The organism is Monashia sp. NPDC004114 (genome assembly GCF_053603855.1).
In genome coordinates this window covers 61,723-84,359 of the sequence record NZ_JBSGGK010000022.1, presented here as the reverse complement: position 1 = coordinate 84,359, position 22,637 = coordinate 61,723, and the positions used below count along the sequence as shown (strand labels likewise).

General features: G+C 70.1%; 20 protein-coding genes. 15 read left to right on the top strand and 5 right to left on the bottom strand.

Features of this window, described 5'->3' with window-relative positions; genetic code table 11:
• Positions 1–57: 57 nt before the first annotated feature.
• The 5 genes from ACWEOW_RS21925 (at position 58) to ACWEOW_RS21905 (ending at position 5,592) form a co-directional block, all read left to right on the top strand.
• Positions 58–1,047: a hypothetical protein gene (locus ACWEOW_RS21925; RefSeq protein WP_452271366.1), complete on the top strand. Its 990-nt coding sequence runs from the start codon at positions 58–60 to the stop codon at positions 1,045–1,047.
• 152 nt (positions 1,048–1,199) lie between these two features.
• Positions 1,200–2,366 (top strand): acyl-CoA dehydrogenase family protein, encoded by a 1,167-nt coding sequence (locus tag ACWEOW_RS21920; RefSeq protein ID WP_452271365.1) that lies wholly within the window; start codon positions 1,200–1,202, stop codon positions 2,364–2,366.
• Positions 2,366–3,454, top strand: coding sequence for an acyl-CoA dehydrogenase family protein (locus ACWEOW_RS21915; protein WP_452271364.1), 1,089 nt, complete (start codon positions 2,366–2,368; stop codon positions 3,452–3,454). The genes ACWEOW_RS21920 and ACWEOW_RS21915 overlap by 1 nt, the downstream gene beginning before the upstream one ends.
• Positions 3,455–3,576: 122 nt before the next feature.
• On the top strand, positions 3,577–4,314 hold the full coding sequence (locus tag ACWEOW_RS21910; RefSeq protein ID WP_452271363.1) for an enoyl-CoA hydratase-related protein: 738 nt from the start codon (positions 3,577–3,579) through the stop codon (positions 4,312–4,314).
• A 78-nt stretch (positions 4,315–4,392) separates the two neighbouring features.
• The gene (locus ACWEOW_RS21905; RefSeq protein ID WP_452271362.1) at positions 4,393–5,592 is read left to right on the top strand and encodes an MFS transporter; all 1,200 of its coding nucleotides are present in this window, start codon (positions 4,393–4,395) and stop codon (positions 5,590–5,592) included.
• A gap of 105 nt (positions 5,593–5,697) precedes the next feature.
• On the opposite strand, the gene ACWEOW_RS21900 is transcribed toward ACWEOW_RS21905, so the two are convergent.
• Together ACWEOW_RS21900 and ACWEOW_RS21895 are read right to left on the bottom strand one after the other, a co-directional pair.
• Positions 5,698–7,437 (bottom strand): MDR family MFS transporter, encoded by a 1,740-nt coding sequence (locus ACWEOW_RS21900; RefSeq protein ID WP_452271361.1) that lies wholly within the window; start codon positions 7,435–7,437, stop codon positions 5,698–5,700.
• Position 7,438: 1 nt separating this feature from the next.
• The gene (locus tag ACWEOW_RS21895) at positions 7,439–7,987 is read right to left on the bottom strand and encodes a MarR family winged helix-turn-helix transcriptional regulator (protein ID WP_452271360.1); all 549 of its coding nucleotides are present in this window, start codon (positions 7,985–7,987) and stop codon (positions 7,439–7,441) included.
• A 194-nt stretch (positions 7,988–8,181) separates the two neighbouring features.
• Between ACWEOW_RS21895 and ACWEOW_RS21890 the strand changes: the two genes are divergently transcribed.
• Positions 8,182–8,925 carry an ANTAR domain-containing protein gene (locus tag ACWEOW_RS21890; protein WP_452271359.1) on the top strand — a complete coding sequence of 248 codons (744 nt, stop codon included), beginning with the start codon at positions 8,182–8,184 and terminating at the stop codon, positions 8,923–8,925.
• A 112-nt stretch (positions 8,926–9,037) separates the two neighbouring features.
• Here the strand turns inward: ACWEOW_RS21890 and ACWEOW_RS21885 are convergent, their stop codons facing one another.
• Positions 9,038–9,826, bottom strand: coding sequence for a sigma-70 family RNA polymerase sigma factor (locus ACWEOW_RS21885; RefSeq protein ID WP_452271358.1), 789 nt, complete (start codon positions 9,824–9,826; stop codon positions 9,038–9,040).
• Positions 9,827–10,073: 247 nt separating this feature from the next.
• Between ACWEOW_RS21885 and ACWEOW_RS21880 the strand changes: the two genes are divergently transcribed.
• The 9 genes from ACWEOW_RS21880 (at position 10,074) to ACWEOW_RS21840 (ending at position 19,619) form a co-directional block, all read left to right on the top strand.
• Positions 10,074–12,137, top strand: a complete 2,064-nt coding sequence (locus tag ACWEOW_RS21880; protein ID WP_452271357.1) for a cytochrome c oxidase assembly protein — start codon at positions 10,074–10,076, stop codon at positions 12,135–12,137.
• A 56-nt stretch (positions 12,138–12,193) separates the two neighbouring features.
• Positions 12,194–12,391 (top strand): DUF6767 domain-containing protein, encoded by a 198-nt coding sequence (locus ACWEOW_RS21875; RefSeq protein WP_452271356.1) that lies wholly within the window; start codon positions 12,194–12,196, stop codon positions 12,389–12,391.
• Positions 12,392–12,467: 76 nt separating this feature from the next.
• Positions 12,468–13,277, top strand: a complete 810-nt coding sequence (locus ACWEOW_RS21870) for a carbon-nitrogen family hydrolase (protein ID WP_452271355.1) — start codon at positions 12,468–12,470, stop codon at positions 13,275–13,277.
• A gap of 189 nt (positions 13,278–13,466) precedes the next feature.
• Complete coding sequence (locus ACWEOW_RS21865; protein WP_452271354.1) at positions 13,467–15,305, top strand: NHL domain-containing thioredoxin family protein; 1,839 nt, start codon at positions 13,467–13,469, stop codon at positions 15,303–15,305.
• 50 nt (positions 15,306–15,355) lie between these two features.
• On the top strand, positions 15,356–16,234 hold the full coding sequence (locus ACWEOW_RS21860) for a hypothetical protein (RefSeq protein ID WP_452271353.1): 879 nt from the start codon (positions 15,356–15,358) through the stop codon (positions 16,232–16,234).
• Positions 16,235–16,302: 68 nt separating this feature from the next.
• Complete coding sequence (locus ACWEOW_RS21855; protein WP_452271352.1) at positions 16,303–16,557, top strand: DUF6458 family protein; 255 nt, start codon at positions 16,303–16,305, stop codon at positions 16,555–16,557.
• Positions 16,558–16,799: 242 nt separating this feature from the next.
• Positions 16,800–17,390, top strand: a complete 591-nt coding sequence (locus tag ACWEOW_RS21850) for an ATP-binding cassette domain-containing protein (protein ID WP_452271351.1) — start codon at positions 16,800–16,802, stop codon at positions 17,388–17,390.
• Positions 17,387–18,484: an ABC transporter permease gene (locus tag ACWEOW_RS21845; protein WP_452271350.1), complete on the top strand. Its 1,098-nt coding sequence runs from the start codon at positions 17,387–17,389 to the stop codon at positions 18,482–18,484. Before ACWEOW_RS21850 ends, ACWEOW_RS21845 begins: the two co-directional genes overlap by 4 nt.
• 124 nt (positions 18,485–18,608) lie before the next feature.
• Positions 18,609–19,619, top strand: coding sequence for an N-acetyltransferase family protein (locus tag ACWEOW_RS21840; protein WP_452271349.1), 1,011 nt, complete (start codon positions 18,609–18,611; stop codon positions 19,617–19,619).
• Between the two features lie 139 nt (positions 19,620–19,758).
• Here the strand turns inward: ACWEOW_RS21840 and ACWEOW_RS21835 are convergent, their stop codons facing one another.
• Entirely contained in the window at positions 19,759–21,621 is a 1,863-nt protein-coding gene (locus ACWEOW_RS21835) for an acyl-CoA dehydrogenase (protein WP_452271348.1), read from the bottom strand.
• Positions 21,622–21,866: 245 nt separating this feature from the next.
• Complete coding sequence (locus ACWEOW_RS21830) at positions 21,867–22,607, bottom strand: TetR/AcrR family transcriptional regulator (RefSeq protein WP_452271347.1); 741 nt, start codon at positions 22,605–22,607, stop codon at positions 21,867–21,869.
• Positions 22,608–22,637: the final 30 nt, after the last annotated feature.

Below are 22,637 nucleotides of genomic sequence, written 5' to 3'. Positions count from 1 at the left end.
AGCGCTCACGCAGCTCGTCCGTGTACTTCCTCGGAACAGGCATGACTCCACCCTTTCGTGGGATCAGACCCTCCACCAGACCCGGGGCGATTCAAGGTCACCCGGCGGCGGCCCGCGCCGGCGGGCGCCCTCGTCGCGCTCGTCGTCGTGCTCGGCCTCGTCCTCACTGCCTTCGTCCTCCCGGCGATCCACAGCGCGCCGCGCGAGGTTCCGATCGGGCTCGCCGGCCCGGCTGGGGCGACGAGCCAGGTCACCGCGGCGTTGGAGGCACGGTCACCCGGGGCGTTCGCGCTGACCACCTTCCCCGACGAGAGCGCCCTGACGACGGCCATCCGCGACCGCGACGTCTACGGGGGCATCATCATCGGCGCGCAGGGTCCGAAGGTCCTGACCGCACCCGCAGGCAGCCCCGCGGTCGCCCAGGTGCTCAACGCACTCGCGGCCGGGCTCTCGCAGCAGACCGGTCAGCAGGTGCCCGTGACCGAGGTGGTCCCGCTGCCGACCGGCGACCCGCGTGGCGCCGGACTCGCGTCGGCGCTGCTGCCGCTGATCATCGGCTCGGTCGCCCCGGTCCTGGCGATGATCCGGCTGGTCCGCCGTCCCTGGGCGAGGCTCGCCGGCGTCCTGGCCTCCGCCGTCCTTGTCGGGTCGACGCTGGCGGCGCTGCTCCACTGGTACGGCGCCTTCACGGGCTCGTGGGCCCTGGACGCAGCCGGGATGGCCGCCGTCCTCGCCGCGATGTCGACGGCGTTGCTCGGCCTCTACACCGTCGGGCGGTGGGTCGGGTTCGGCCTCGGCGTGGCGACCTTCGTGCTCCTGGGCAACCCGCTCTCCGGGATCGCCACAGCTCCCGAGTTCCTGCCCGCCTTCTGGGCGACGCTCGGGTCGTGGCTCCCGCCCGGTGCCGCCGGGCAGGTGCTGCGCAGCACGGCATACTTCGACGGCGCCGGCGCCACCCACGGGCTCACCGTCCTCGCCTCGTGGTTCGGCCTGGGGATCGTGCTGCTGGCCATCGGATCCCGTCGACGTCAGCCTGCCCACGCCTGACCCCCGAAAGGTATGCCGCCCCCGCCGGTCGAGTGTGCGCTCGGTCCCACGCGTCACAGCTCGCCCGGCGAGCAGGCGGCCGCCCGGAGAACCTGGGCGCGGGGCGTGTGGGAGGCTGACCAGCAGGTTGGGCCGACCGAGGAAAGGTGAGCATGGCGCCACGTCTGGTACCCCAGGGGATGCGCGAGCTGGCGCCGCTGACCGAGCTTCGGCTGGAGGTCCGGGCGTTCCTGGCCGAGCAGGTCAGGGCCGGTGCTTTCGTGCCGCACGTCGACACGTGGCTCACCCGCTGGGACCGCGACTTCACGAGGGAGCTGGGGCGCCGCGGCTGGCTCGGGATGGTGATCCCGACCGAGTACGGCGGCCAGGGCCGCAGCTATCTCGAGCGGTTCGTCGTCACCGAGGAGCTCCTCGTCGTCGGTGCGCCCGTCGCCGCTCACTGGATCGCCGAGCGACAGATCGGGCCGTCGCTGCTCAAGTACGGCACCGAGGAGCAGAAGCACGCGTTCCTGCCGGGCATCAGCCGCGGCGAGGTCGTCTTCGGGATCGGCATGAGCGAGCCCGACTCGGGTTCCGACCTGGCCAGCGTCCGCACCCGCGCGGAGCGCGTGGAGGCCGGGCCGGACGGCCGGAGCGGCTGGCGCCTCACCGGCACGAAGGTCTGGACGAGCGGCGCCCACGAGGCCGACGCGTTCTTCGCCCTGGCCAGGTCCGCTCCACCGGACCCCGCCCACCGGCACGCCGGGCTCAGCCAGTTCATCGTCGACCTCCGCTCGCCCGACGTTCACATCCGCCCGATCCTGTCGATGGGCGGTGACCACCACTTCAACGAGGTGCACCTCGATGGCGTCTTCGTGCCTGACGACCGGGTGCTCGGCGCGATCGGCGAGGGATGGGCGCAGGTCACCTCCGAGCTCGGATTCGAGCGGTCCGGTCCCGAGCGCGTGCTGTCGACGTTCCAGCTCCTCGCGGCGACCACGCAGGCGATGCACGACGGCCGCCTGCCCACCGACCCGGCGCTCGGACGCCACGTGGCGCGACTCGCGGCGCTGCACCAGATGTCGTTCGCCGTATCGGCGGCGCTGGAGGCACACGAGGACGCAGACGTCGCTGCGGCCGTCGTGAAGCTGCTCGGCACCACCGAGGAGGGCGACATCGCCGACTACGTCGACACCCTGGCCGCGACCGGCTGGGTCGAGGACGAGGAGCTGTACACCCTTCTGCACGCAGCGATCCTGCAACGGCCCGGGTTCACCCTGCGCGGAGGCACCAACGAGATCTTGCGCGGGGTCCTGGCCCGCGGCCTGGGGATGCGCTGATGACCGACCTGCGCGCGCTCGCGGAGCCGACCGGCCCCGACCCGGACCTCGTGGCGGTCCTCACGGATCTCTTCGCCGACTACCGCGCGGCTCGCCCCGCACCCAGCGCCCATGTCGAGCTCGACCGGGCGCTCTGGGCGCGGCTCGAGGCGCTCGACCTCACGCGGCTGACCGCCCCCGCTGCCCGTGGTGGCAGCGGTGGGACCTGGGTCGATGCGGCCGCCCTGCTCGGGCTCGCCGCGGCCGCCGGCGCGCCCGTGCCCCTCGCCGAGCACGACCTTCTCGCCGGCTGGCTGCTCGAGGCGGCGGACCTCCCGGACGACGGCCGCCTGCGTACCGTATGCCGCCCGGACCCTTCCGGGGTCGCCCTCAACGTGACCTGGGCTCGGGACGTCGAGGTGCTCGTCGCCCTGTGGGAGGACCGGGACGAGTGGCGGGTCAGTGCCGTGCCGGTGGACCAGACGATGGTCGAGCCCGGACGCAACCTCGCCGGCGAGCCCAGCGACACGGTCGAGTTCGACCTGGAGGATCTCGAGGCCGGGGCTCTCGTAGCCCACGAGATCGGTGAGCAGTTCCACCTGCGTGGCGCCCTCGCCCGGTCGGCGCAGGTCGTCGGCGCGATGGAGCGCGTCGTCGAGGTGGTGCTCACCCATGCGAGCGAGCGGGTCCAGTTCGGCCGCCCGCTGGCCCGGTTCCAGACCGTGCAGAACCTCGTGTCCGACATTGCCGCCGAGACCGCCCTCGCCAGGGCCGCGACCGACGCCGCTGTCGCCAGAGCCGCCGCCTCCGACTGGCACGACCCGGGCATGCTGTTCGCCGTGGGCGTCGCCAAGTCGTGCGTCGGACATGCCGCGTCGGTCGTCGTCCGCAACGCCCACCAGGTCCTCGGCGCGATCGGGACGACGCTGGAGCATGAGCTGCAGACCCTGACCCGGCCGATCCTGGTGCGCCGCAGCGAGTTCGGGTCGCTGCACGAGTGGGACGAGACACTCACCGCTCTCGCCAGCTCGGCGGGTTACGACCGGCTCTGGACCCTGGTCACGACCGGGCGCGCCGCGTCCCCGGGACCCCCCGCCGGGTCGAGGTAGTCCGTCGCGGCATACACCGACCTGTGACCTCGACCCGAATACCTCGACCCGAATACCTCGACCCGAATACCTCGACCCGAATACCTCGACCCGGACAGACCAGCTCAAGGAGACTCGCCCCCATGACCGAGATCCGCTACGAGGTCAGCGACGGCGTCGCGCTCGTCACCCTCGACGCTCCCGAGCGCCGCAACGCGCTGTCGGTGACGATGTCCCGCCAGCTCATCGAGGCCGCCCGGGCCGCGTCGGATGACCACTCGGTCGGAGCCATGGTCGTCACGGGCGGCGCGCACTTCTGCGCCGGTGCGGTGCGTGACGTGCTCTTCGACGTCGGCCGCGATCCTGTCGAGAACCGCGCCTACCGCAACCTCGAGACGGTCTACCGCGCCTTCACCACGGTCGGCTCCGCCGAGTGCCCGACCATCGCGGCGGTCCGGGGCGCCGCTGTCGGTGCCGGCCTGAACCTCGCCCTCGCCACCGACCTGCGGATCGTGTCTCGCTCGGCACGGCTGCTGCCCGGCTTCGCGCAGATCGGCATCCACCCCGGGGGTGGCCACTTCACCCTGCTCAACCGGGCCGCCGGACGCGAGGCCGCGGCCGCCATGGGCCTCTTCGGTGAGGAGGTCGACGGCGAGCGAGCCGTGGCCCTGGGACTGGCCTGGGCGGCATACGACGACGGCGACGTCGAGCAGCAGGCCCTCACGATGGCACGTCGTGTCGCCGCCGACCCGGAGCTCGCCCGTCGCACCGTCGCCAGCTTCCGTCGCGAGACGGCGCCCGGAGGGATGCCCTGGGACGTCGCGCTGGAGCTCGAGCGGTCGCCCCAGATGTGGTCCCTGCGCCGCAAGCACGAGGACTGAGCCGAGCCGGGGATTCGGCCCATCGTCGCTCCAGTGCGAGTATGGGAAGGTTCGCGCCCCCGATCGTGAGGAGCATCTGTGCTGGCGTCCTACCGACCTCTCTTCGAGGTACCGGGGGCACGCGTCTTCATCACAGGGGGGATGATCGCCCGCTCCGCGGGTGCGATGTTCGGCGTGGCCACGGTCGCCATGGTCGCCGCGCGGCGCGGATCCTACGAGCTCGCCGGGGCCGTCGTCGCCGTCGGGATGGTCTCGCTGGCGGTCTGCGCGCCGGTCATCGGACGGCTCGTCGACCGGTACGGCCAGCGGCGGGTCGCCATCCCGTTCTTCCTGTGGTCGGGCTTCTGGGCCATCCTGACGATGCTCGCGTCATGGCGGGGCTGGCCGTCATGGGTGCTCTTCGTGACGTTCCCGCTGTGCGCGGCGATCCCCAGCCTCGGCACCATGGCGCGGGCCCGCTGGGCGCACATCTTCGCCCATGACCCGCGCAGCCTGCACTCCGCGATGTCGTTCGAGCAGGTCATGGAGGAGGTCACGTTCGTCATCGGGCCGGTCCTGGCGATCTGGCTGTCGACCACGCTGTTCCCCGAGGCCGGGTTCCTCCTCGCGACGGTCATGTATGCCGTGGGCGTCCTGGTCTTCATCTCAGCCCGCTCCACGGAGCCGCCGGTCGTGCCGCACCACGAGCGTCCCGCCGAGCACGCGTTCACGGTGCCGGGGCTCATCCCGCTCGCCTTCATCATGGTGATGACCGGAGCGATCTTCGGCGTCAACGAGGTCGTCACGCTGGCCGTGGCGCAAGACGCCGGGCACAGCAACGCCGCCGGGCCGATCCTCGCCCTGTATGCCGTGGGGTCGGCCTTCGCCGGACTCGTCTTCGGGCACGTGTCGCACGGGCGCAACCTGCTCAAGCTGCTCATCCTCGGCACGCTGGGGATGGCCGTGCTCGAGTCGCCGGTCCTCATCGCCGGCAACCTCTGGGTGCTCGCCGGCGTCATGCTCTTCGCGGGGATGGCGACCGCCCCGACGCTCATCACGACGATGAACCTCATCGAGCGGGTCGTTCCCAAGGCTCAGCTCAACGAGGGCATGACGATCGTGCTGACCGGCCTGATCATCGGGATCGCGGCCGGCTCTGCGGTGTCCGGTGCGGTGGTCGACCGGGTGGGGCCGCAGCCCGGATACTGGGTCGCGGTCATCGCCGGCGGCTTCGCCTTCGTCATGGCGCTGGGCACGCGGGCCTTCCTCAGCCGACGCGAGCTGCACAACCTCCGCTGACCTCCGCTGACCTCCCGCTGACCTCCCGCTGACCCCGCCGGGTCGATGTATCACCGCGTCGTAGAGAACGCGGTGATACATCGAACCCGGGATCTGCTCAGTGCCTCAGTGGCCGGCGGCCACCGGAGCGGCCTCATCCTCGGTGGAACCGGCCCGCGCCTCACCCGGCTTGGGGCCGAGGTCGACGTGCGGCAGGAAGAGCGAGGCGATGAAGGCCAGCACGAGCACACCGGACGCGACGAGGAACACCGTCGACATCGCATCGGAGAAGCCGACCAGGAACGGGCGGGCCAGGCGTGGATCGAGCTGGTTGATGAACGAGCTGTCCTGCAGGGCGTTCGCACCAGCACCGGCCGGGTTGCCTGAAGCCGACGCGGCATGCAGCTGGGCGATGAACTGGTGGTTCGTCGCCGGGTCGCCCTGGTTGGGGTTGCGCAGCGCCGACTGGAATGCCTGCGTCGGCGCGAGCCGAGCGAACGCGTCGCCGATCTTCGCGCCGGCCTGGGAGAACAGGATCGACAGGAACACGGCCGTGCCGAGCGTGCCACCGATCTGGCGGGTGAACGTCGCGGACGAGGTGGCCACCCCGATGTCGCGCCGCGGGACGGCGTTCTGGACGGCGAGGGTCAGCGGCTGGAAGTTGAAGCCGAGGCCGATGCCGAAGGCGAACATCCCGATCATCGTCTTCCACAGCGGTGTGTCGGCGCCGATGTAGTGGAAGCCGAAAAGGGAGACGACGAGGATCGCGGACCCGACGATCGGGAAGATGCGGTAGCGACCCGTGCGGGAGATGGTCTGGCCCGAGAAGATCGAGCCGAACATGATGCCGAGGGTCATCGGCAGCAGCATCAGGCCTGCCTGCGTCGGCGAGGCACCCTTGACGATCTGCAGGTAGAGGGGCAGGGCGGCCAGGCCACCGAACATGCCCATGCCGATGAAGACCGAGCTGATCGACGCGGCGGCGATGGTGCGGTTGCTGAAGAGCCGCAGCGGGATCAGCGCCTCCTCGCCCATGTTCCGCTCGATGAGGAAGAACGCGACTGCACCGACGAGCCCGATCGCGTAACAGAGGATCGAGGTCGGTGAGCCCCAGCCCCAGCCGCGGCCCTGCTCGGCCACGATGAGCAGCGGCACGAGCGCGATCGACAGTGTGGCCGCGCCCCAGTAGTCGATGCGGTGGTCGAGGCGGGTGTGCTTGAGGTGCAGCGTGCGGCTGACGACGACGAGCGCAGCGATCGCGATCGGGACGTTCACGAGGAAGACCCAGCGCCAGCCGGTGATGCCGAGGATGGTCGCCTGGCCGGCGAAGAAGCCGCCGATGACGGGACCGAGGACGCTCGAGGTGCCGAAGACGGCAAGGAAGTAGCCCTGGTAGCGAGCGCGCTCGCGGGGCGGCACGATGTCGCCGATGATCGCGAGGGCGAGCGAGAAGAGGCCACCGGCGCCGATGCCCTGGATCGCGCGGAACGCCGCGAGCGCAGGGACCGACCAGGCGAGCGTGCAGAGCATCGAGCCGATCGTGAAGATCGTGATGGCGAAGAGGAAGAGCTTCTTGCGCCCGTAGATGTCGCCGAGCTTGCCGTAGAGCGGCGTCGCGATGGTCGCGGTGATGAGGTATGCCGTGGTGACCCAGGCCTGGCCGGCGAGGTCGTTGAGGTCGTCGGCGATGACACGCATGGCGCTCGCGACGATGGTCTGGTCGAGCGCCGCGAGGAACATGCCCAGCATCAGACCGATGAGGATCGTGATGATCTCTCGGTGTGTGAGCGGTGCTTCCGGCCGGTCGCTCCTCGGCTCCTCGGCCAGCGCCTGAGCGCGAGTCGGATCTGCCGTGGCGTCGGACATGTCAGTCCTCCCTGTTGTTCGGGACGAAGTGGTTCGGTGTGGACGGTGCCCCGGCGCGGGCGCCCCTCGGGACGAAGGGCATGAAGGGCGGCGACTCGCCGCGAGCCCGCAGGCTTGCGTCGAGGGCGTCGCCCAAGGCTCTGAGCTGTTCCGTGAACGCGGCCACGTCGGCCGGCTCCCAGTCGTGCAGCAGTCCCTGGAACCAGCTCGAGCGGGTGTCCTGGATGTGAGCCAGTGCGGCACGACCGGCATCGGTGAGCGAGACGGCATAGGCCCGCCGGTCGCTGGGGTCTGCGCTCTTGTCGAGCAGCCCGTTCGCGACGAGGGCACTGACCTGCCGGCTCACCGTCGAGACGTCGTTGTGCAGCGACGTCGCGAGGTCCGAGATTCGGATCGACCCGGCGCCGCCGACGAGGAACAGCACGGGGTATGCCGTGACGTCGACGCCCTCGTGAACGCGCGGGGCGGTGTGCTTCGAAGCCACGAGCAGCTTCTGGACGCGCAGGAGCGCGAGGAAGACGGCGTTCGCCTCGTCCTTGCCGACCGGCATCGACCACACCTCCGGATCTCAACTAGTTGTTTGCAACAAGCAAGTATTTGCCCTTGTCCGCAGGGATGTCAACTCACTTCCAGCGATCTCGCCCAGGGGGTAACGACTGGGCGTGCAGATGCGAAGATTGCCTGGTCCATCGGCCCCTTCGGCAGTGAGGGCCCGGCGGCTGGGCTGAACCATCAGGGAGTGACATGTCTTCCGACCTACCCCTCGACCCGACGATCAACGACGCCTTCCGCCGGATGTCTGCGCTCATCTACGCGGGAGCCGACGCCGGCTCCATCCACCAGGCGCTCGTCGATGCGGCGGCCCGGCTCGTCGAGGGCTGTGACCGGGCGTCGCTGCTCGTGCGGACCCGCGACCGGTTCGTCACCGCGGCGTCCACCGATGAGGTCGCGCGCCGGATCGACCGGATCGAGCTCGAGGTGGGGGAGGGGCCCTGCGTCGATGCGATCCTCGACGAGGCCTACCAGCACGACGCCGACCTGACGACCGCGACCACGCCGTGGCCGCGCTTCACCGAGCGCATTGTGTCCGAGACGCCGGTCCGTTCGGCGATCGGCTACCGGCTGCTGCTCGACGGCGACAAGGTCGGCGCCCTGAACCTCTTCTCTGACACCCCCGGGGCGCTGTCCGAGCGGTCGGCCGACACCGGCGCCGTCATCGCGTCCTTCGCGTCGGTCGCCCTGATGGCGATCCGGGCCCGCGAGGAGGCAGCTTCGCTGCGGCAGGGCCTGCAGAGCAACCGAGAGATCGGCAAGGCGGTGGGCCTGCTCATGGCGGCCCACCACATCAGCGGTGAGGCCGCGTTCGGGCTGCTGAGGAGCACCTCGCAGGACCTCAACATGAAGCTGGCACACGTGGCGGCACAGGTCATCCAGGGCCAGGAGACCCAGTTCGGCGGGGGCGCAGGCGCCACGGACCGAACGTCCTGATCACCCAGGCAGGTCCCCAGGCGAGTGCCCACTCGACGGTCCGCGGCTGCCCCTGATCCCGCGTACTGGTCGAGTGAGCACTCGGTCCTGAAGCCGTCCGAGCCTCTCGGGCTCAGGCGGTGGCGATGCCCTCCGCATCGAGCTGCTCACGCAGCTCCATCAGGGTCCTCCGGAGCAGGCGGCTGACCTGCATCGCCGACAGACCCATGGACTCGGCGATCTCCGCCTGGGTCAGGTCGCCGACGAAGCGCAGCTCCACGAGCTCCTGGTCCCGCGCCGGCAGCCGCTCCAGCGCCGTGCGCACGACGATGCTCTCGTCGAGTGCCGGGTCGGAGTGCGGGTCGACACGGGAGTCGAGCAGGTCGAGCACGGGCCGACCGCCCTCGGACGTGGTCGCGTCGAGCGAGGCGGGTCGCAGGTTGGTGGCTGCGACCTGAGCCTCCTTGACCGAGTCGAGGCTGAGATCGAGCTCCTCAGCCAGCTCCTCGGGGTCCGGGTCGTGCCCGAGGCGCTGCTCGAGCCGGGCCCGGGTGTCGGTGACGAGCTGGCGCCGCTCCTGCAGCTCCCGCGGCGGCCGGACCAGCCAGCCGAAGTCGCGGAAGTAGCGGCGCAGCTCGCCGGTGATGGTGGGTGTGGCGTACGCGCCGAACTCGGTGGGCTTGTCGAGGTCGAAGCGGTGGATGGCCTTGAGCAGGGCCAGGAAGGCGACCTGCTCGAGGTCCTCGTGGTCCAGGCCCTTGCCGGCGTACCGGTGGGCCAGGGAGCGCGCCAGCGGCATGTGCAGCTGGGTGACGGACTCGAGCGCGCGGTCACGCTCGGACTCCGACGTCGTGGTGCGGAAGAGCGTGATGAGCTCACGGGTGCGGGCATCCTTGCGCAGGCCCGCAGAGGGGTCGGTCATGAAACCTCCGGATTCGGGAACCCCGATGCGGCACTGGCTTGACCGACTACTGCTGACGCTATGCGCTTGTGGGGCAACCCGCAAGGTTCCCTATGTTTCCTTTTGCTCGCAAATGGGTGTATGCGCGCGCGCGAGCGACCGGGCAATGGACCGGCGTCCGAGTCGTTCTCGACGTCCACCTCGACGAGCGGGCCGAAGGCGCTGCCCGGGTGCGTCGGCACGGCGTCGGACTACTTACCCTTGATGCATGTCCACCCTCCAGCGACCCGCTGTCGGCGACGTGCCCGCGGCTGCCCCGCGCCCCTTCCTGTCGGGGCCGGTCGTCGTCGCCGGAGTCGTCGTCGTGGGCCTGCTCGCATGCGTCGTGGCGGCCCGGTTCACCGGCGCCACCCAGCCGCTCGAGGGTGGTCTGGTCGACGCCGGGCCCGTCGTGCGCTGGGCTCTGCCCCTGGTCCGCGTCGTGCACGACGTCGCCGCCTCCCTGACCGTCGGGTCCCTCCTGCTGGCCGCGACGATGATCCCGGGCGCATCGCGCGCCGCGACCATCGCGCCGGACGAGCCACGGCGCGGGGCTGCGCTGCGCCTCGCGACCGCCGCCGCCTTCGGGTGGGCCGTCGCCGGGACTGTCGGGCTCGTCCTCACCTTCGCCGACGCCGCCGGCATCCCGCTCAGCGACCCCGGGTTCGGCGACAAGCTGGCCGCTGCCGTCTGGGGCATCGACACCCTGCGGGTCGCTCTCATCAGTGCGCTCGCGGCGTTCGTGGTCGCGTCGGGCGCGGCCGTGGCCCGGTCCCGTGGCGTCGCCATGTGGCTGGCCGTCCTCGCCTCGTTCGGCGTGCTCGTGCTCGGGCTCGCCGGCCATGCAGGAGGCTCGTCCGACCACGAGACGGCGGTCAACGCGATCGGCGCGCACCTGCTCAGTGCGTCGGTGTGGGTCGGTGGGCTCCTGTCGATCGTCGTGCTCGCCCGCTCGCTCGGTCCCGCTCTGGGTGTCGTCGCTCGCCGGTTCTCCATGGTGGCGCTCTGGTGCTTCGTGACTCTGGGAGTCTCCGGTGTCATGTCGGCCAGCACCCGTCTCGGGACCTGGTCGGACCTCGGGACGCCCTACGGCATCCTGATCCTCGTCAAGGTCGTCGCCTTCGTCGCGCTCGGGGTCGCGGGTGCCTGGCACCGGCGGATCACCCTCGACCGCATCGACGCCCTGGACCGCGGCGACTCCACACGCACCAGCCTGTTCGTGCGCCTCGCCGTGGTCGAGACGCTGGTCATGGGGCTGGCTTTCGGCGTGGCGACGGCGCTCGCGCGCAGCGAGCCGCCCGTGCCGGAGACCGTGCCCAACCCCAGCGCGGCGCTGGCCCTCACGGGATATCCGGCCCCGATCGCCCCGACCGCGGCCTCGTGGCTGACCGCGTGGCGGGTCGAGTGGCTGTTCCTCGCGACCGCGCTTCTTGCGGTCGGGCTGTACCTCGCTGGTGTCATCCGGATGCGCCGGCGTGGCGACGCCTGGCCGGTGCTGCGGACGGTGAGCTGGGTCGCGGGCTGGCTGCTGTTCGCCTACGCGACCAACGGCGTGCTCGGCATCTACGGGCGCGTGGCGTTCTCGTGGCACATGACGCTCCACATGACCGAGGCGATGGTCGTGCCCATCCTGCTCGTGCTGGGAGCGCCGGTGACGTTGGCCCTTCGGACTCTGAAGCCGCGCACCGACGGCACGCTCGGCCCGCGGGAGCTCGTGCTCGCTGTGGTCCACTCGCGGGTCTTCGCGGTCCTCGGCAACCCGGTCTTCGCCGCCGCGTTCTTCTTCATGAGCCTCGTCGTCTTCTACTGGACCGGGCTGTTCGAGCTGGCCCTGACGACGCACACCGGGCATCTGCTCATGACGGCGCACTTCATCCTCACCGGGTACCTCTTCGCCTGGGTGCTGGTAGGCATCGACCCGGGGCCGAAACGCTGGAGCCCGGCGCTGCGGCTCATCGTGCTCTTCGCCACGATCGCCTTCCACGCCTTCTTCGGCGTCGCCATGATCACGGGCACGACGCTGCTCGGCGGCGACTTCTTCACGACCATCGCGATCCCGTGGGTGCCCGACGCCCTCGCCGACCAGCGTTTCGGTGGCGGCGTCGCCTGGGCCATCGGCGAGCTGCCGAGCCTCGTGCTCGCGCTCATCGTCGCGATGCAGTGGTTCCAGGCGGACCGGGCCGAGGCGATCCGTGGCGACCGCCGAGCCGACCGGGACGGCGATGCCGAGCTGGCGGCATACAACGAGCGGCTGGCCGCCCTGGCCCGCCGCGACCAGAGCGACTCGCGCTGAGGCGATTTCATTATCAATTACTACGTGCTGTAGTATGGGTGCCGGAAGGAGGGGACATGTCCCAGAGACCGCCGATGCCTCGGTGCCCTGTCCGGCTCGGCGAGCCGTGCACGCTGTGCTTTCCTGGAGCCAGCGGGCCGCAGGACTGCGGGCTTGTCTACCTCGTCCACAGCGACCCGGAGCTGCGTGAGGAGCTCGCTGAGCGCCGTCGCGCGAAGCAGCGGCTCCGGGTCGCAACTTCAGCCGCGAGCTGAGAGCTGAGAGCGCCACGCCGGGCCGAGTCGGGTACCGCCCGCTGCGGCCGCTGCTCGGACATGTGAGAGTTGCGCCATGAAGGTTGCGCTCATCCAGCTCGCCTACGGCGACGACGAGTCCGTCGCCGCACGCACCGAGCGGGTCACGGCACTCGTGCGAGCCCAGTCGGGCCATGACCTCGTCGTGCTCCCCGAGCTGTGGTCGGCGGGAGGGTTCGACTACCGCCACTGGGACGCACGGGCCGAGTCGGTCGACGGGCCCGTTGCCGCCGCGCTCGCGAGCGCGGCCAGAGACGCCGGCGTCACCCTGCACGGCGGCTCGATCGTGGAGCGAGGCGCCCCGGTGGTGCCGGGCGGCAAGGGCATCTGGAACACCAGCCTCGTCTTCTCGCCCGAGGGCGAGCTCGTCGCGACGTATCGCAAGATCCACCGTTTCGGCTTCGGTGAGGGGGAGCCGAGCCTCATGGATGCCGGAGAGGACCTCGTCGTCCTCCAGGTGCCGGTGGCTGGCGGCGACTCGGTGCCGGTCGGGCTCTCGACCTGCTACGACCTGCGCTTCCCCGAGCTCTACCGGAGGCTGCTCGATCGCGGCGCCGAGGTCTTCGTCATCCCGGCGGCCTGGCCTATGCGCCGGGTGGGGCACTGGACGCTGCTCGGCCAGGCCCGCGCGATCGAGGACCAGTGCGTGGTCCTGCAGTGCAACACTGCAGGCACCCACGCGAGGCACGAGATGGGCGGCCACTCACAGGTCGTCGACGCAACCGGGCAGGTCCTGGCTTCCGCGGGCGAGGGCGAGCAGGTGTTGAGCCTCGACATCGACACCGCTGCCACGCTGGCGTGGCGCACGGCTTTCCCGGTGCTCCCCGACCGCAGGCTCGGGACGTGAGCCGGAGCCAGGGATGGGATCAGCAACCCTGCGATCTTGCTCCGGAATCCGGAGCAAGATCTCAGGGTCGTAGGGCATGCTGCCCCGCACCCGCACCCGCACCCGCACCCGCACCCGCTCCTCGCCTGCCTCGCCCGGCACCGTGGCCCGCGGTGCTCGCGCGCGAGGCCCCCGCTTAGGCTCGACGGTATGCGTTCTCGTGTTCGTGTCCGCGCCCCCGAGCTCGTCGGCCGTGGGTGGCTCAACACCGGCGGCAAGGCGTACTCCATAGCCGACTTCCGCGGGCGCATCCTGATCCTGGACTTCTGGACCTTCTGTTGCGTCAACTGCCTCCACGTGCTCGACGAGCTCCGGCCGGTGGAAGCGCGGTTCCCCGACGCGCTGACCATCGTCGGCGTGCACTCCCCGAAGTTCGAGCACGAGGCCGATCCCCAGGCGCTCGCAGCCGCCGTGGAGCGGTATGCCGTTCACCATCCCGTGCTGGACGACCCTGACCTGACGACGTGGCGGGCCTACACCGCCCGCGCGTGGCCGACTCTTGTCGTCGTCGACCCGGAGGGTTACGTCGTCGCGTCGATGTCGGGGGAGGGGCACGGCAGCGGGCTCGCCGCGCTCGTCGGCGAGCTCATCGAGGAACACCTCGCGAAGGGGACACTGCAGCCGGGTGACGACCCGTACGTCGCGCCGCCCGCGGCGGATACCGCCCTGCGCTTTCCCGGCAAGGCCGTGGCACTCCCGGACGGCTCCTTCGTCGTGTCTGACACCGCGAACCACCAGGTGGTCCACCTCGAGTCGGACCTCGAGACCGAGCGAGCCCGGTGGGGAGCACCAGGGGTCTTCAACGAGCCACAGGGAGTCCTGCTGGCGACCCCGGACATGGCCTCGCGGCTCGGGGTCGACGTCCTCGTCGCCGACTCCGTGAACCACCAGCTGAAGGGAGTTTCGTTCTCCGACGGGTCGGTTCACGTCCTCGCCGGGACCGGAGCCCAGCTGCGGGAACGGACGGGCGGCGGTCCCGCGCTCGAGCAGCCGCTGTCGACCCCATGGGACCTCGCCTGGCTCGGCGACCAGGTGCTCATCGCCATGGCAGGCACCCATCAGCTCTGGGCGTGGACGCCCGGTGAGTCCGTCGAGACCGGCACGGTCGCGGTCGTTGCCGGCACCACGAACGAGGGCCTGCGGGACGGGCCCGCCGGCCAGGCGTGGTTCGCCCAGCCGTCCGGGCTGGCGACCGCCCCTGACGGCGATCGCGTGTGGATCGCCGACTCCGAGACCTCCGCCCTACGCTCGATCACCCGCACCGACGAAGGGCTCGTCGTCGAGTCCCATGTCGGCACAGGGCTTTTCGACTTCGGCCATCGCGACGGCCGGGCTGCGCAGGCACTGCTGCAGCACCCGCTCGGCGTGACGGTGCTTCCGGATGGTTCGGTCGCGATCAGCGACACCTACAACGGCGCGGTCCGCCGCTTCGACCCGGCCACCCAGCAGGTCAGCACACTCGCTCAGGGGCTCGCCGAGCCGAGCGACGCGGTCGTGGAGACCGACCCGGACACCGGCGAGACGCGTCTGGTCGTCGTCGAGTCGGCCGCGCACCGCCTCGTCCGAGTGCCGCTCCCGGAGGACGCTCAGCGCGTCGAGGGTCCGGCCCGTCGCACGCAGCGTCCCCCGACGCCGCTGCCGGCCGGGGAGGTCCGTCTCGAGGTGACCTTTGTGCCGCCGCCGGGCCAGAAGCTCGACGACCGATGGGGTGATCCCACGATGCTCGACGTGTCCGCTAGTCCCGAGGGTCTGCTCATCGAGGGTGGTGGCAGGTCACGGGGGCTCACGCGGTCGCTACGGCTGGCGGACGGCATACCAGGCGGGACGCTACACGTCTCCGTGCAGGCCGCTGCCTGCGACGGCGACCCGGAGACGGGCGAGGTGCCCGAGCACGCCGCGTGCCATCTCTTCCAGCAGGACTGGGGAATCCCGGTCACCATCGAGTCCGGCTCGGATGCCAGACTGACCCTCGACCTGCGAGGGGTCTGAGCCCGCGACCGGTGGGCTGCGGGCCCTCACCGACCGACAGGAGGCACGACGTGGCGCAAGGGTCCGAGAGCATCGGGCGCTCGATCGGTTCGGCGGTGCTCGGCGTGCTGGCGATCCTACTGATGCCCTTGTCGCTGTTGGCGTTCTGGGCATCGACCACCCTGACCCAGACGGATGAGTTCGTCGCGGAGATGGCGCCGGTCGTGCAGACGCCCCAGGTGCAGGAAGCCCTCGCCGACGGCATCGTCAGCGGCGTGCTGGGCGCGATCCAGCTGCAGCCTGCCGTGGAGAAGGCCCTCGAGCCGGCGATCCGCACGAAGGCGACCCGGATCGCGGCCAGCCCTCAGGTCGCGCAGGCATGGAAGACAGGCATCCGTGGTGCGCACACGCAGTTCCTCGCGGTGATGAAGGGGCAGGCCGCCACCGACCTCGACCGGCAGGGCCGCGTCACCGTGGTGCTCAAGATCCCCGTGCCGGGGCTGTCGTCGGCGCTCCAACAGGCCGGCGCCGGGAATGCGGCCGATGCGCTGACCCCGACCGTGTCCATCCCGCTCATGACGGCCTCCCAGCTCGACACCGCGCAGCGTCTCTACCGGGTCAGCGACGCCTGGGGTCCCTGGGCGCCCGTTATCGTTGCCGTGCTGGCCCTGCTCGCGATCCTGCTGGCCCGACGGTGGCGCACCGCGACGACGCTGATCGCGATCGGGTGGCTCGGGATGTCTGTCGCCCTGACCCTGTTCCTCATGGTGGCGCGAGAGCCCCTTGTCCGACACGTCACACCCCCGGTCGCACGTACGGTCGCGGACGCGGCCTACGGCCTCGCCGCCCGGGGTCTCTACGGAGAGATCGGGCTCGCAGTGGCCGTCTCGGTCGTCATGCTCGTCGTCGTGGTGGCGAGCCTCGTCTTCCGCCGACGTCGCACCGTCTGACCCGCGGCTCGAGGTATCTCGTCGTGCGATGCCGCGACGGAACACCTCCACCCGGGTATGGGAGTGACATGGGTATCGGACTAGGGATCTTTCTCCTCGTGGTCGGCGCGATCTTCACCTTCACGCCGCTCGACTCGAACTGGTTCAACACCAACCTCAACACTGTCGGCGTCATCCTCATGCTCGGCGGTGCGCTGGCGCTCATCATGTCCGTCATCATCAACGGGCAGCGCAACCGGACGCAGCACACCGTCGTCAACGAGCGTCGTGGTGGCCCCGATGTCGTCGAGGAGCGCGTCGACCGTCGCGACGACCACTACTGACAGCACCGGCGCCGGGGGCGCCGCCCTCCCACTGAGGTATGCCGGCCCCGGCATACCTCAGTTGCAATGCCCACTCAGTCCGCTCATCAAGCACGGCGCGTGTTGGCGTGTCTATCTGAATTCCCGCCCGCCATTCGCAGACTCGCTGCCTATGGCATGCAGATATGGCAGTATCGTCTGACTCGAGTTTGACCTGCGTCAGGAGTCGGATGACATCGCCAACAGCCGTCAGCTTGCGCGGCGTGAGCGCCGCGCACGGCGTTACCCGAGAACGTCCGGTCGATCTCGATGTCCGAGCGGGCGACCGGGTCTGGATCAGCGGTCCGTCGGGCGTGGGCAAGACGTCGCTGCTGTACGTGCTCGGAGCCATCACGCTCGCCGCTCGCGGGTCGGCAACCGTCAGTGGCGTCTCGGTGTCGAGCACACGTGTCGCGGACGACGTGCGCAGGCGGCAGGTCGGTTTCGTGCTTCAGGACGCCCAGCTTGTGGAGCACTGGACCATCGAGCGGAATCTCGCGGCGATGAGCGGCCCCCAGCGCGCTGCCGAGGCTCTCGCCCGGCTGGCGGCGTGGGGTGTGTCCATCGACAGGCGACCGCCTCGCTCGCTCTCCGGGGGCGAGCGCCAGCGCGTGGTCACGGCGGGCGCGCTCGCGAAGCGCCCCACCCTCCTGGTCGCTGACGAGCCGACCTCGTGCCTCGACGAGGAGAACCGTGAGGCAGTCATGGCGTCCTTTCGTCAGGCCTCCGACACCGGAGTCGCGGTCGTGGTGTCGAGTCATGACTCGAGCTGGGCCTCGTGGGCCACGGCGCATCTCAGACTGGTGCCCGAGTGAGCGGCCAGCCGACTCTCGACAATGCGTTGGCGAACGTCCTCGCTCGCCGCGTTGCGTCGGCCACGACGATCGCCGTGGTGGGGAGCCTCCTGGCCGCGGTGGTCGCCCTTCTCATCCCCGTGCGCGATCTGCGCGACAACCTCCGCGCGCGATACGACCGCGATGACTGGCGGACCACTCTCCTGGTCGCCGGCATTGCCAACGCTGACCGACCGATGAACGTCGCTCAGCTCGAGCAGCTCCGCAAGGAACCCGGTGTCACTGGCGTGTGGCGGTTGGACCCGGCCGACGCTTCCGTGGCAGGCGAGACAGTGCAGCTGCTCAGGTATGTCGACGCCCTCGATATCACCATCGCCGCTGGGCGCGCTCCGCGGGCCGGCGCGTGCGAGGCGGTGGTGTCGCGCTGGTTCGGCGGTGTGCAGCCGGGGGAGGTCGTCCCTGCGACCGTCGGCTCGAGGGGTTTGACCAGACGGCTCGACGTGGCCGTCGTCGGCGTCGTCGACCAGGGGTACCCGCTTGTCAACGGCCCGGTCCTCTTCACGACCTGCCCGCTGCCCCTGGAGGCTGATGTCGGCGATCTCGTCGTGACCACCCAGCACGGTCACCTCCCGTCCACGTACGTTGCGGAGACTCTCGACACGCGCGCGAAGCGCACGATGGACAGCTCGTCGAGCACCGGTCTGCTCGGCTTGCTGGCCGTAGCCACCTCGGTGCTCACCGTGTTCATCGTCGGATCGGTGGCTCGCTGGACCGTGCGGTCAAGACTCGGCGAGTTCACGACGTTGCGAGTGTGGGGCCTGTCGAAGCGGAGCATTGTCGCGGTAGTCGCTGTCGAGCAGGCCATGCTGGCCATGGCGGCCGCGCCGGTCGGAGTCGGGTTGGGCACCTTCCTGGCCTGGCGGCTCGTTCGCGCTGCCGGACCCTCGGGCCTCGTCGACCCTGAGGCCGCGATCGCCGTGGCCCTGCCGTCCTGGTCCACCGTCGGCATCGCGGTCGGCGGCATCGCCTTCGCGCTCGTGTCGTTGACGACGCTGCCGGTCTACCGGGCGCTCGCTCCGGACATCGCGCGCCTGCTGCGCCGTCGGGGCGAGTGATGGGGACTCGGACCGGCACCGTCGCTCGGTCCCGCCAGCCGGCATACCGCAGCGTCGTATGCCGTTGGGCCGGGCTCCGAAAGTCGGTGGCCCGGCGTCGCACGGCACCCCTAGCGTTGCGCGCATGGGGACGACGAAGCTGGACGTTCAGGACACCGAGAGTTGCCGGCAGGCGTACGACGCCTTCATGGCGAGCAAGGCCGTCGGCCGGCCGTGGTTCGAGGGGCCGTCGTTCGAGGAGGTGCTGATCGACTGGCGACACGTCGACCCGGCAGAGCTGCGGGAGCAGTGGATCGTCGCCGACAACGAGATCGGACAGGTCGTGGGGCTGGCCACCATGTGGTTCCCGATGCAGGACAACACCTCGCTGACCTGGTTCGACCTGCAGGTGCACCCCGACGCGCGACGCAGGGGCCACGGCTCTGATCTCATGGAGCGCGTCGTCGAGCGTGCTCAGGCCAACGGGCGGTCGGAGATCGTCGGTGACCTCATGGCGCCGAAGGGCCAGCCCGACCACCCGTACCGGACGTTCGCCGAGAAGCACGGCTTCGTGCTCAGCAACACCGAGATCATCCGTCACCTCGACCTGCCCGTCGCGGATGACCTGCTCGATCGGCTCGACGCCGAGTCGAAGCCGCGCTGGGAAGGCGCGTACCGGCTGGAGACCTATGCCGGCGGGGTGCCCGAGCCGCTGCGCGAGTCACTCTGCGCTGTGATGAACCGGCTTGCCGTCGACGCACCCACCGGTGACATCGAGTTCGAGGCGGAGTCGCTGGACCCTGCGCGGTACCAGCAGCAGCTCGATGTCGAGCGCGAACAGAAGCGCGGGCGGCTCACGACGGTCGCGATCGACGAGGCGTCCGGTGACGTCGTTGCCTACACGGACCTCGTGCTGCCCGCCGGAGCACCGTCGGTCGTCTGGCAGTGGGGCACGCTCGTGCACGGTGACCACCGGGGTCACCGGCTCGGCATGGCGGTCAAGATCGAGAACCTCCGCCGCCTTCAGGCCGACTACCCGACGCGCAAGCGGGTGACGACGGGCAACGATGGCACGAACTCCTACATGGTCGGCATCAACGAGCAGCTCGGGTTCCGGATCGTCGAGCACTGCCCGGCCTACCATCGCAAGCTGTAGCCCCACACGTCGAGTGGCCACTCCGACCCACACGTCGAGTGGCCACTCCGACCCACACGTCGAGTGGCCACTCCGACCCACACGTCGAGTGGCCCCTCCGACACGCAGCTGGGTGTGTCGGAGTGGCCACTCGACGATGTCAGAAGGCGGACTCGGGGACGTCCATGAGGCCGTTGTCGACGGCCTCGGCCATCGCGCGCTCGGCGGCCAGCTTCGGCAGGACGTTGCGGGCGTAGAACTTCGCGGCCGCCACCTTGCCGGTGTAGAAGTCGGCGTCCTTGCCCGATGCGCCTGCGTCGAGGGCCCGCTGGGCCACCTCGGCCTGACGCAGCAGCAGCCATCCGACGAGGAGATCGCCGGCGGACAGCAGCAGCCGCGTCGTGTTCTGGCCGACCTTGTACATGTTCGCAACGTCGCCGCCCATCCGCGGGTCGCTCTTCATGAGGTCGCTGATCATGTGGCCGACGATGCCCTGGATGTCCTCGAGGGCCTTGCCGAGCAGCTCGCGCTCGGCGTCGAGCGACCCGCCGAGGTCCTTGGCGAACTCCTGGATCTGCCCCGCGACATGCTGCAGCGCCTGGCCCTTGTCGCGGACGATCTTGCGGAAGAAGAAGTCGAGGCCCTGGATCGCCGTGGTGCCCTCGTAGAGGGTGTCGATCTTGGCGTCGCGAACGTACTGCTCGAGCGGGTAGTCCTGCAGGAAGCCCGAACCGCCCAGTGTCTGAAGGGACTCCGTGCCGAGCAGCACCCAGGCCCGCTCCGAGCCGAGGCCCTTGACGACCGGCAGCAGCAGGTCGCTGACGCGGTTGGCGATGTCGGCGTCGGAGCCGTTCTCGATCGGCGTGGTGGGGTTGCCGGCCTGGGCCTGGTTGACAGTGTCCTGCTGGCTCGCGGTGTAGATGACCAGCGCTCTCAGCCCCTCGGCATACGCCTTCTGGAGCATGAGCGAGCGGCGGACGTCGGGGTGGTGCGTGATCGTCACGCGCGGCGCCGACTTGTCGGTCATCTGCGTCAGGTCGGCACCCTGGACGCGCTCCTTGGCGTACTCGAGCGCGTTGAGATACCCAGTCGACAGCGTCGCAATCGCCTTGGTGCCCACGAACATTCGCGCGTTCTCGATGACCTTGAACATCTGCGCGATGCCGTCGTGGACGTCGCCGAGGAGCGTGCCCACAGCCGGCTCGTGCTCACCGAACGTGACCTCGCAGGTGGTGCTGACCTTGAGGCCCATCTTGTGCTCGACGTTGGTGACATAGGCGCCGTTGCGTTCGCCGAGCTCACCGGTCTCGAGATCGACCTGGAACTTCGGGACGATGAAGAGGCTGAGGCCCTTGGTCCCGGGACCGGCACCCTCCGGGCGCGCGAGGACGAAGTGGACGATGTTGTCGACGAGGTCGCTCTCAGCGGAGGTGATGAAGCGCTTGACCCCGGTGATGTGCCAGGTCCCGTCGGGCTGCTGGACGGCCTTGGTGCGGCCGGCCCCGACGTCGGACCCGGCGTCGGGCTCGGTGAGGACCATCGTCGTGTGCCAGGCGTTGTCGACGATGTGCTTTGCCAGCTTCTTCTGGTCGGGCGTGCCGAGGTGCCAGAGCAGGCTGGCGAAGGAGTAGCTCGCGGTGAACATGTGGATGGCCGGGTTCGCCCCGCACACCAGCTCGGCCACCGACCAGCGCAGCGACGCCGGCACGACCATGCCGCCGAGCTCGGCCGGCACGTCGAGGTTGCCCCACTCGCCGTCGACGTAGGCGCGGAACGACCGGCGGAACGACTCGGGCATTGTGACCGTGGTCGTCGCCGGATCGTAGACGGGCGGGTTGCGGTCGGAGTCGAGCAGGCTGTCTGCCAGCTCGTTCTCGGCGAGCCGCGAGACCTCGCGCAGGATGTCCTTCGCGGCGTCGACGTCGAGGTCGGCGTAGATGCTGTGTCCCAGGATCTCGTCGCGGCCGAAGACCTCGAAGAGGTTGAACTCGAGGTCACGCACGTTGCTCTTGTAGTGGCCCATCGGGGTCCTCCACTGTCTGTCGGATGTCTCTGTCGCACGTCGGCCCGCGCAACGGATGGCGGGCAGGCCAAGTTACTGGCCGGTCACTTCCATGATGCTACTCACGGGTAACGAACGCAAGGGAGGAACGTCACGGCTGCGTCACGAGCCTGGCGGCCGCCACATCGGTTCGAAGTGTTCGAATGGAGGTATTAGCGCGTGCCACAGCCCGGCGTATTACCTCCACCGAGATACCTCGACCGCCGTCAGGGGACGTCGGGGGAGCCGGCGTCCTTGAGACCGAGCCGGACGAGAAGCTCGGCGAGCCGGCCCTCGAAGAACTCCGAGGCATCGTCGACGGCCCACTTCATGTGGCCGAACACCTCGGTCGCGACGGCGCCGTAGAGGCTCTGCCAGCAGTAGACGTAGAGGACCGCGGCGCGCGTGTCGATGTCGAAGCCCGCACCGCAGGCGAAGTCGTCGATCTGCTCGGCAACACTCCTGGGGATCGGGCGGTTCCAGCGCATGCCGGTCCCGACGTCCTCGATCTCAGCGAAGAGCTCGAGCCACACGAGGGCGAAGCTCTGGCCGGCGATCTCCTCGTGCTTCGCCTCCGGGTCGACCACGACGCCGGGGATCGGCGCGCCGAAGAGCAGCCCGAACTCCGGCGTGTGCTCGATGGCCCACTCGCGGAACGCGCGGGCCGTGCGACACAGGCGCTCGGCGACGCTGTCGCCGGGTGTGGAGTCGCGCACGGCATACAGGTGCTGCCCCAGCTCTGCGTAGAGGTCGACACAGACGCGGGCGAGCAGCAGCTCGCGCGACGGGAAGTAGCGGTAGATCGCCGGTGCCGTCATGCCGACTCGTTCGGCCACCGCGCGCACGGTGACCGCCTCGGGACCGCCCTCGACGAGCAGCTCGCGCGCGGCCTGGCTCAGCTCGGCCTGGGTCGCGGCGAAGAGGCGCTCTCGGCGGGTCGGGGATTCGGTCTTGACGGGTGCGGCCACGGCACAACTATAGTTGATCGCGGATGTGAA

Excerpts from the sequence above, each read along its gene's own strand:
- ACWEOW_RS21895 (WP_452271360.1), bottom strand. The coding sequence starts at position 7,987 with ATGCCGGTCGGCAAGGACGAGGCGAACGCCGTCTTCCTCGCGCTCCTG.
- ACWEOW_RS21890 (WP_452271359.1), top strand. The coding sequence starts at position 8,182 with ATGTCTTCCGACCTACCCCTCGACCCGACGATCAACGACGCCTTCCGC.
- ACWEOW_RS21855 (WP_452271352.1), top strand. The coding sequence starts at position 16,303 with ATGGGTATCGGACTAGGGATCTTTCTCCTCGTGGTCGGCGCGATCTTC.
- ACWEOW_RS21885 (WP_452271358.1), bottom strand. The coding sequence starts at position 9,826 with ATGACCGACCCCTCTGCGGGCCTGCGCAAGGATGCCCGCACCCGTGAG.
- ACWEOW_RS21875 (WP_452271356.1), top strand. The coding sequence starts at position 12,194 with ATGTCCCAGAGACCGCCGATGCCTCGGTGCCCTGTCCGGCTCGGCGAG.
- ACWEOW_RS21870 (WP_452271355.1), top strand. The coding sequence starts at position 12,468 with ATGAAGGTTGCGCTCATCCAGCTCGCCTACGGCGACGACGAGTCCGTC.
- ACWEOW_RS21835 (WP_452271348.1), bottom strand. The coding sequence starts at position 21,621 with ATGGGCCACTACAAGAGCAACGTGCGTGACCTCGAGTTCAACCTCTTC.
- ACWEOW_RS21880 (WP_452271357.1), top strand. The coding sequence starts at position 10,074 with ATGTCCACCCTCCAGCGACCCGCTGTCGGCGACGTGCCCGCGGCTGCC.
- ACWEOW_RS21920 (WP_452271365.1), top strand. The coding sequence starts at position 1,200 with ATGGCGCCACGTCTGGTACCCCAGGGGATGCGCGAGCTGGCGCCGCTG.
- ACWEOW_RS21900 (WP_452271361.1), bottom strand. The coding sequence starts at position 7,437 with ATGTCCGACGCCACGGCAGATCCGACTCGCGCTCAGGCGCTGGCCGAG.
- ACWEOW_RS21840 (WP_452271349.1), top strand. The coding sequence starts at position 18,609 with ATGGGGACGACGAAGCTGGACGTTCAGGACACCGAGAGTTGCCGGCAG.
- ACWEOW_RS21915 (WP_452271364.1), top strand. The coding sequence starts at position 2,366 with ATGACCGACCTGCGCGCGCTCGCGGAGCCGACCGGCCCCGACCCGGAC.
- ACWEOW_RS21910 (WP_452271363.1), top strand. The coding sequence starts at position 3,577 with ATGACCGAGATCCGCTACGAGGTCAGCGACGGCGTCGCGCTCGTCACC.
- ACWEOW_RS21865 (WP_452271354.1), top strand. The coding sequence starts at position 13,467 with ATGCGTTCTCGTGTTCGTGTCCGCGCCCCCGAGCTCGTCGGCCGTGGG.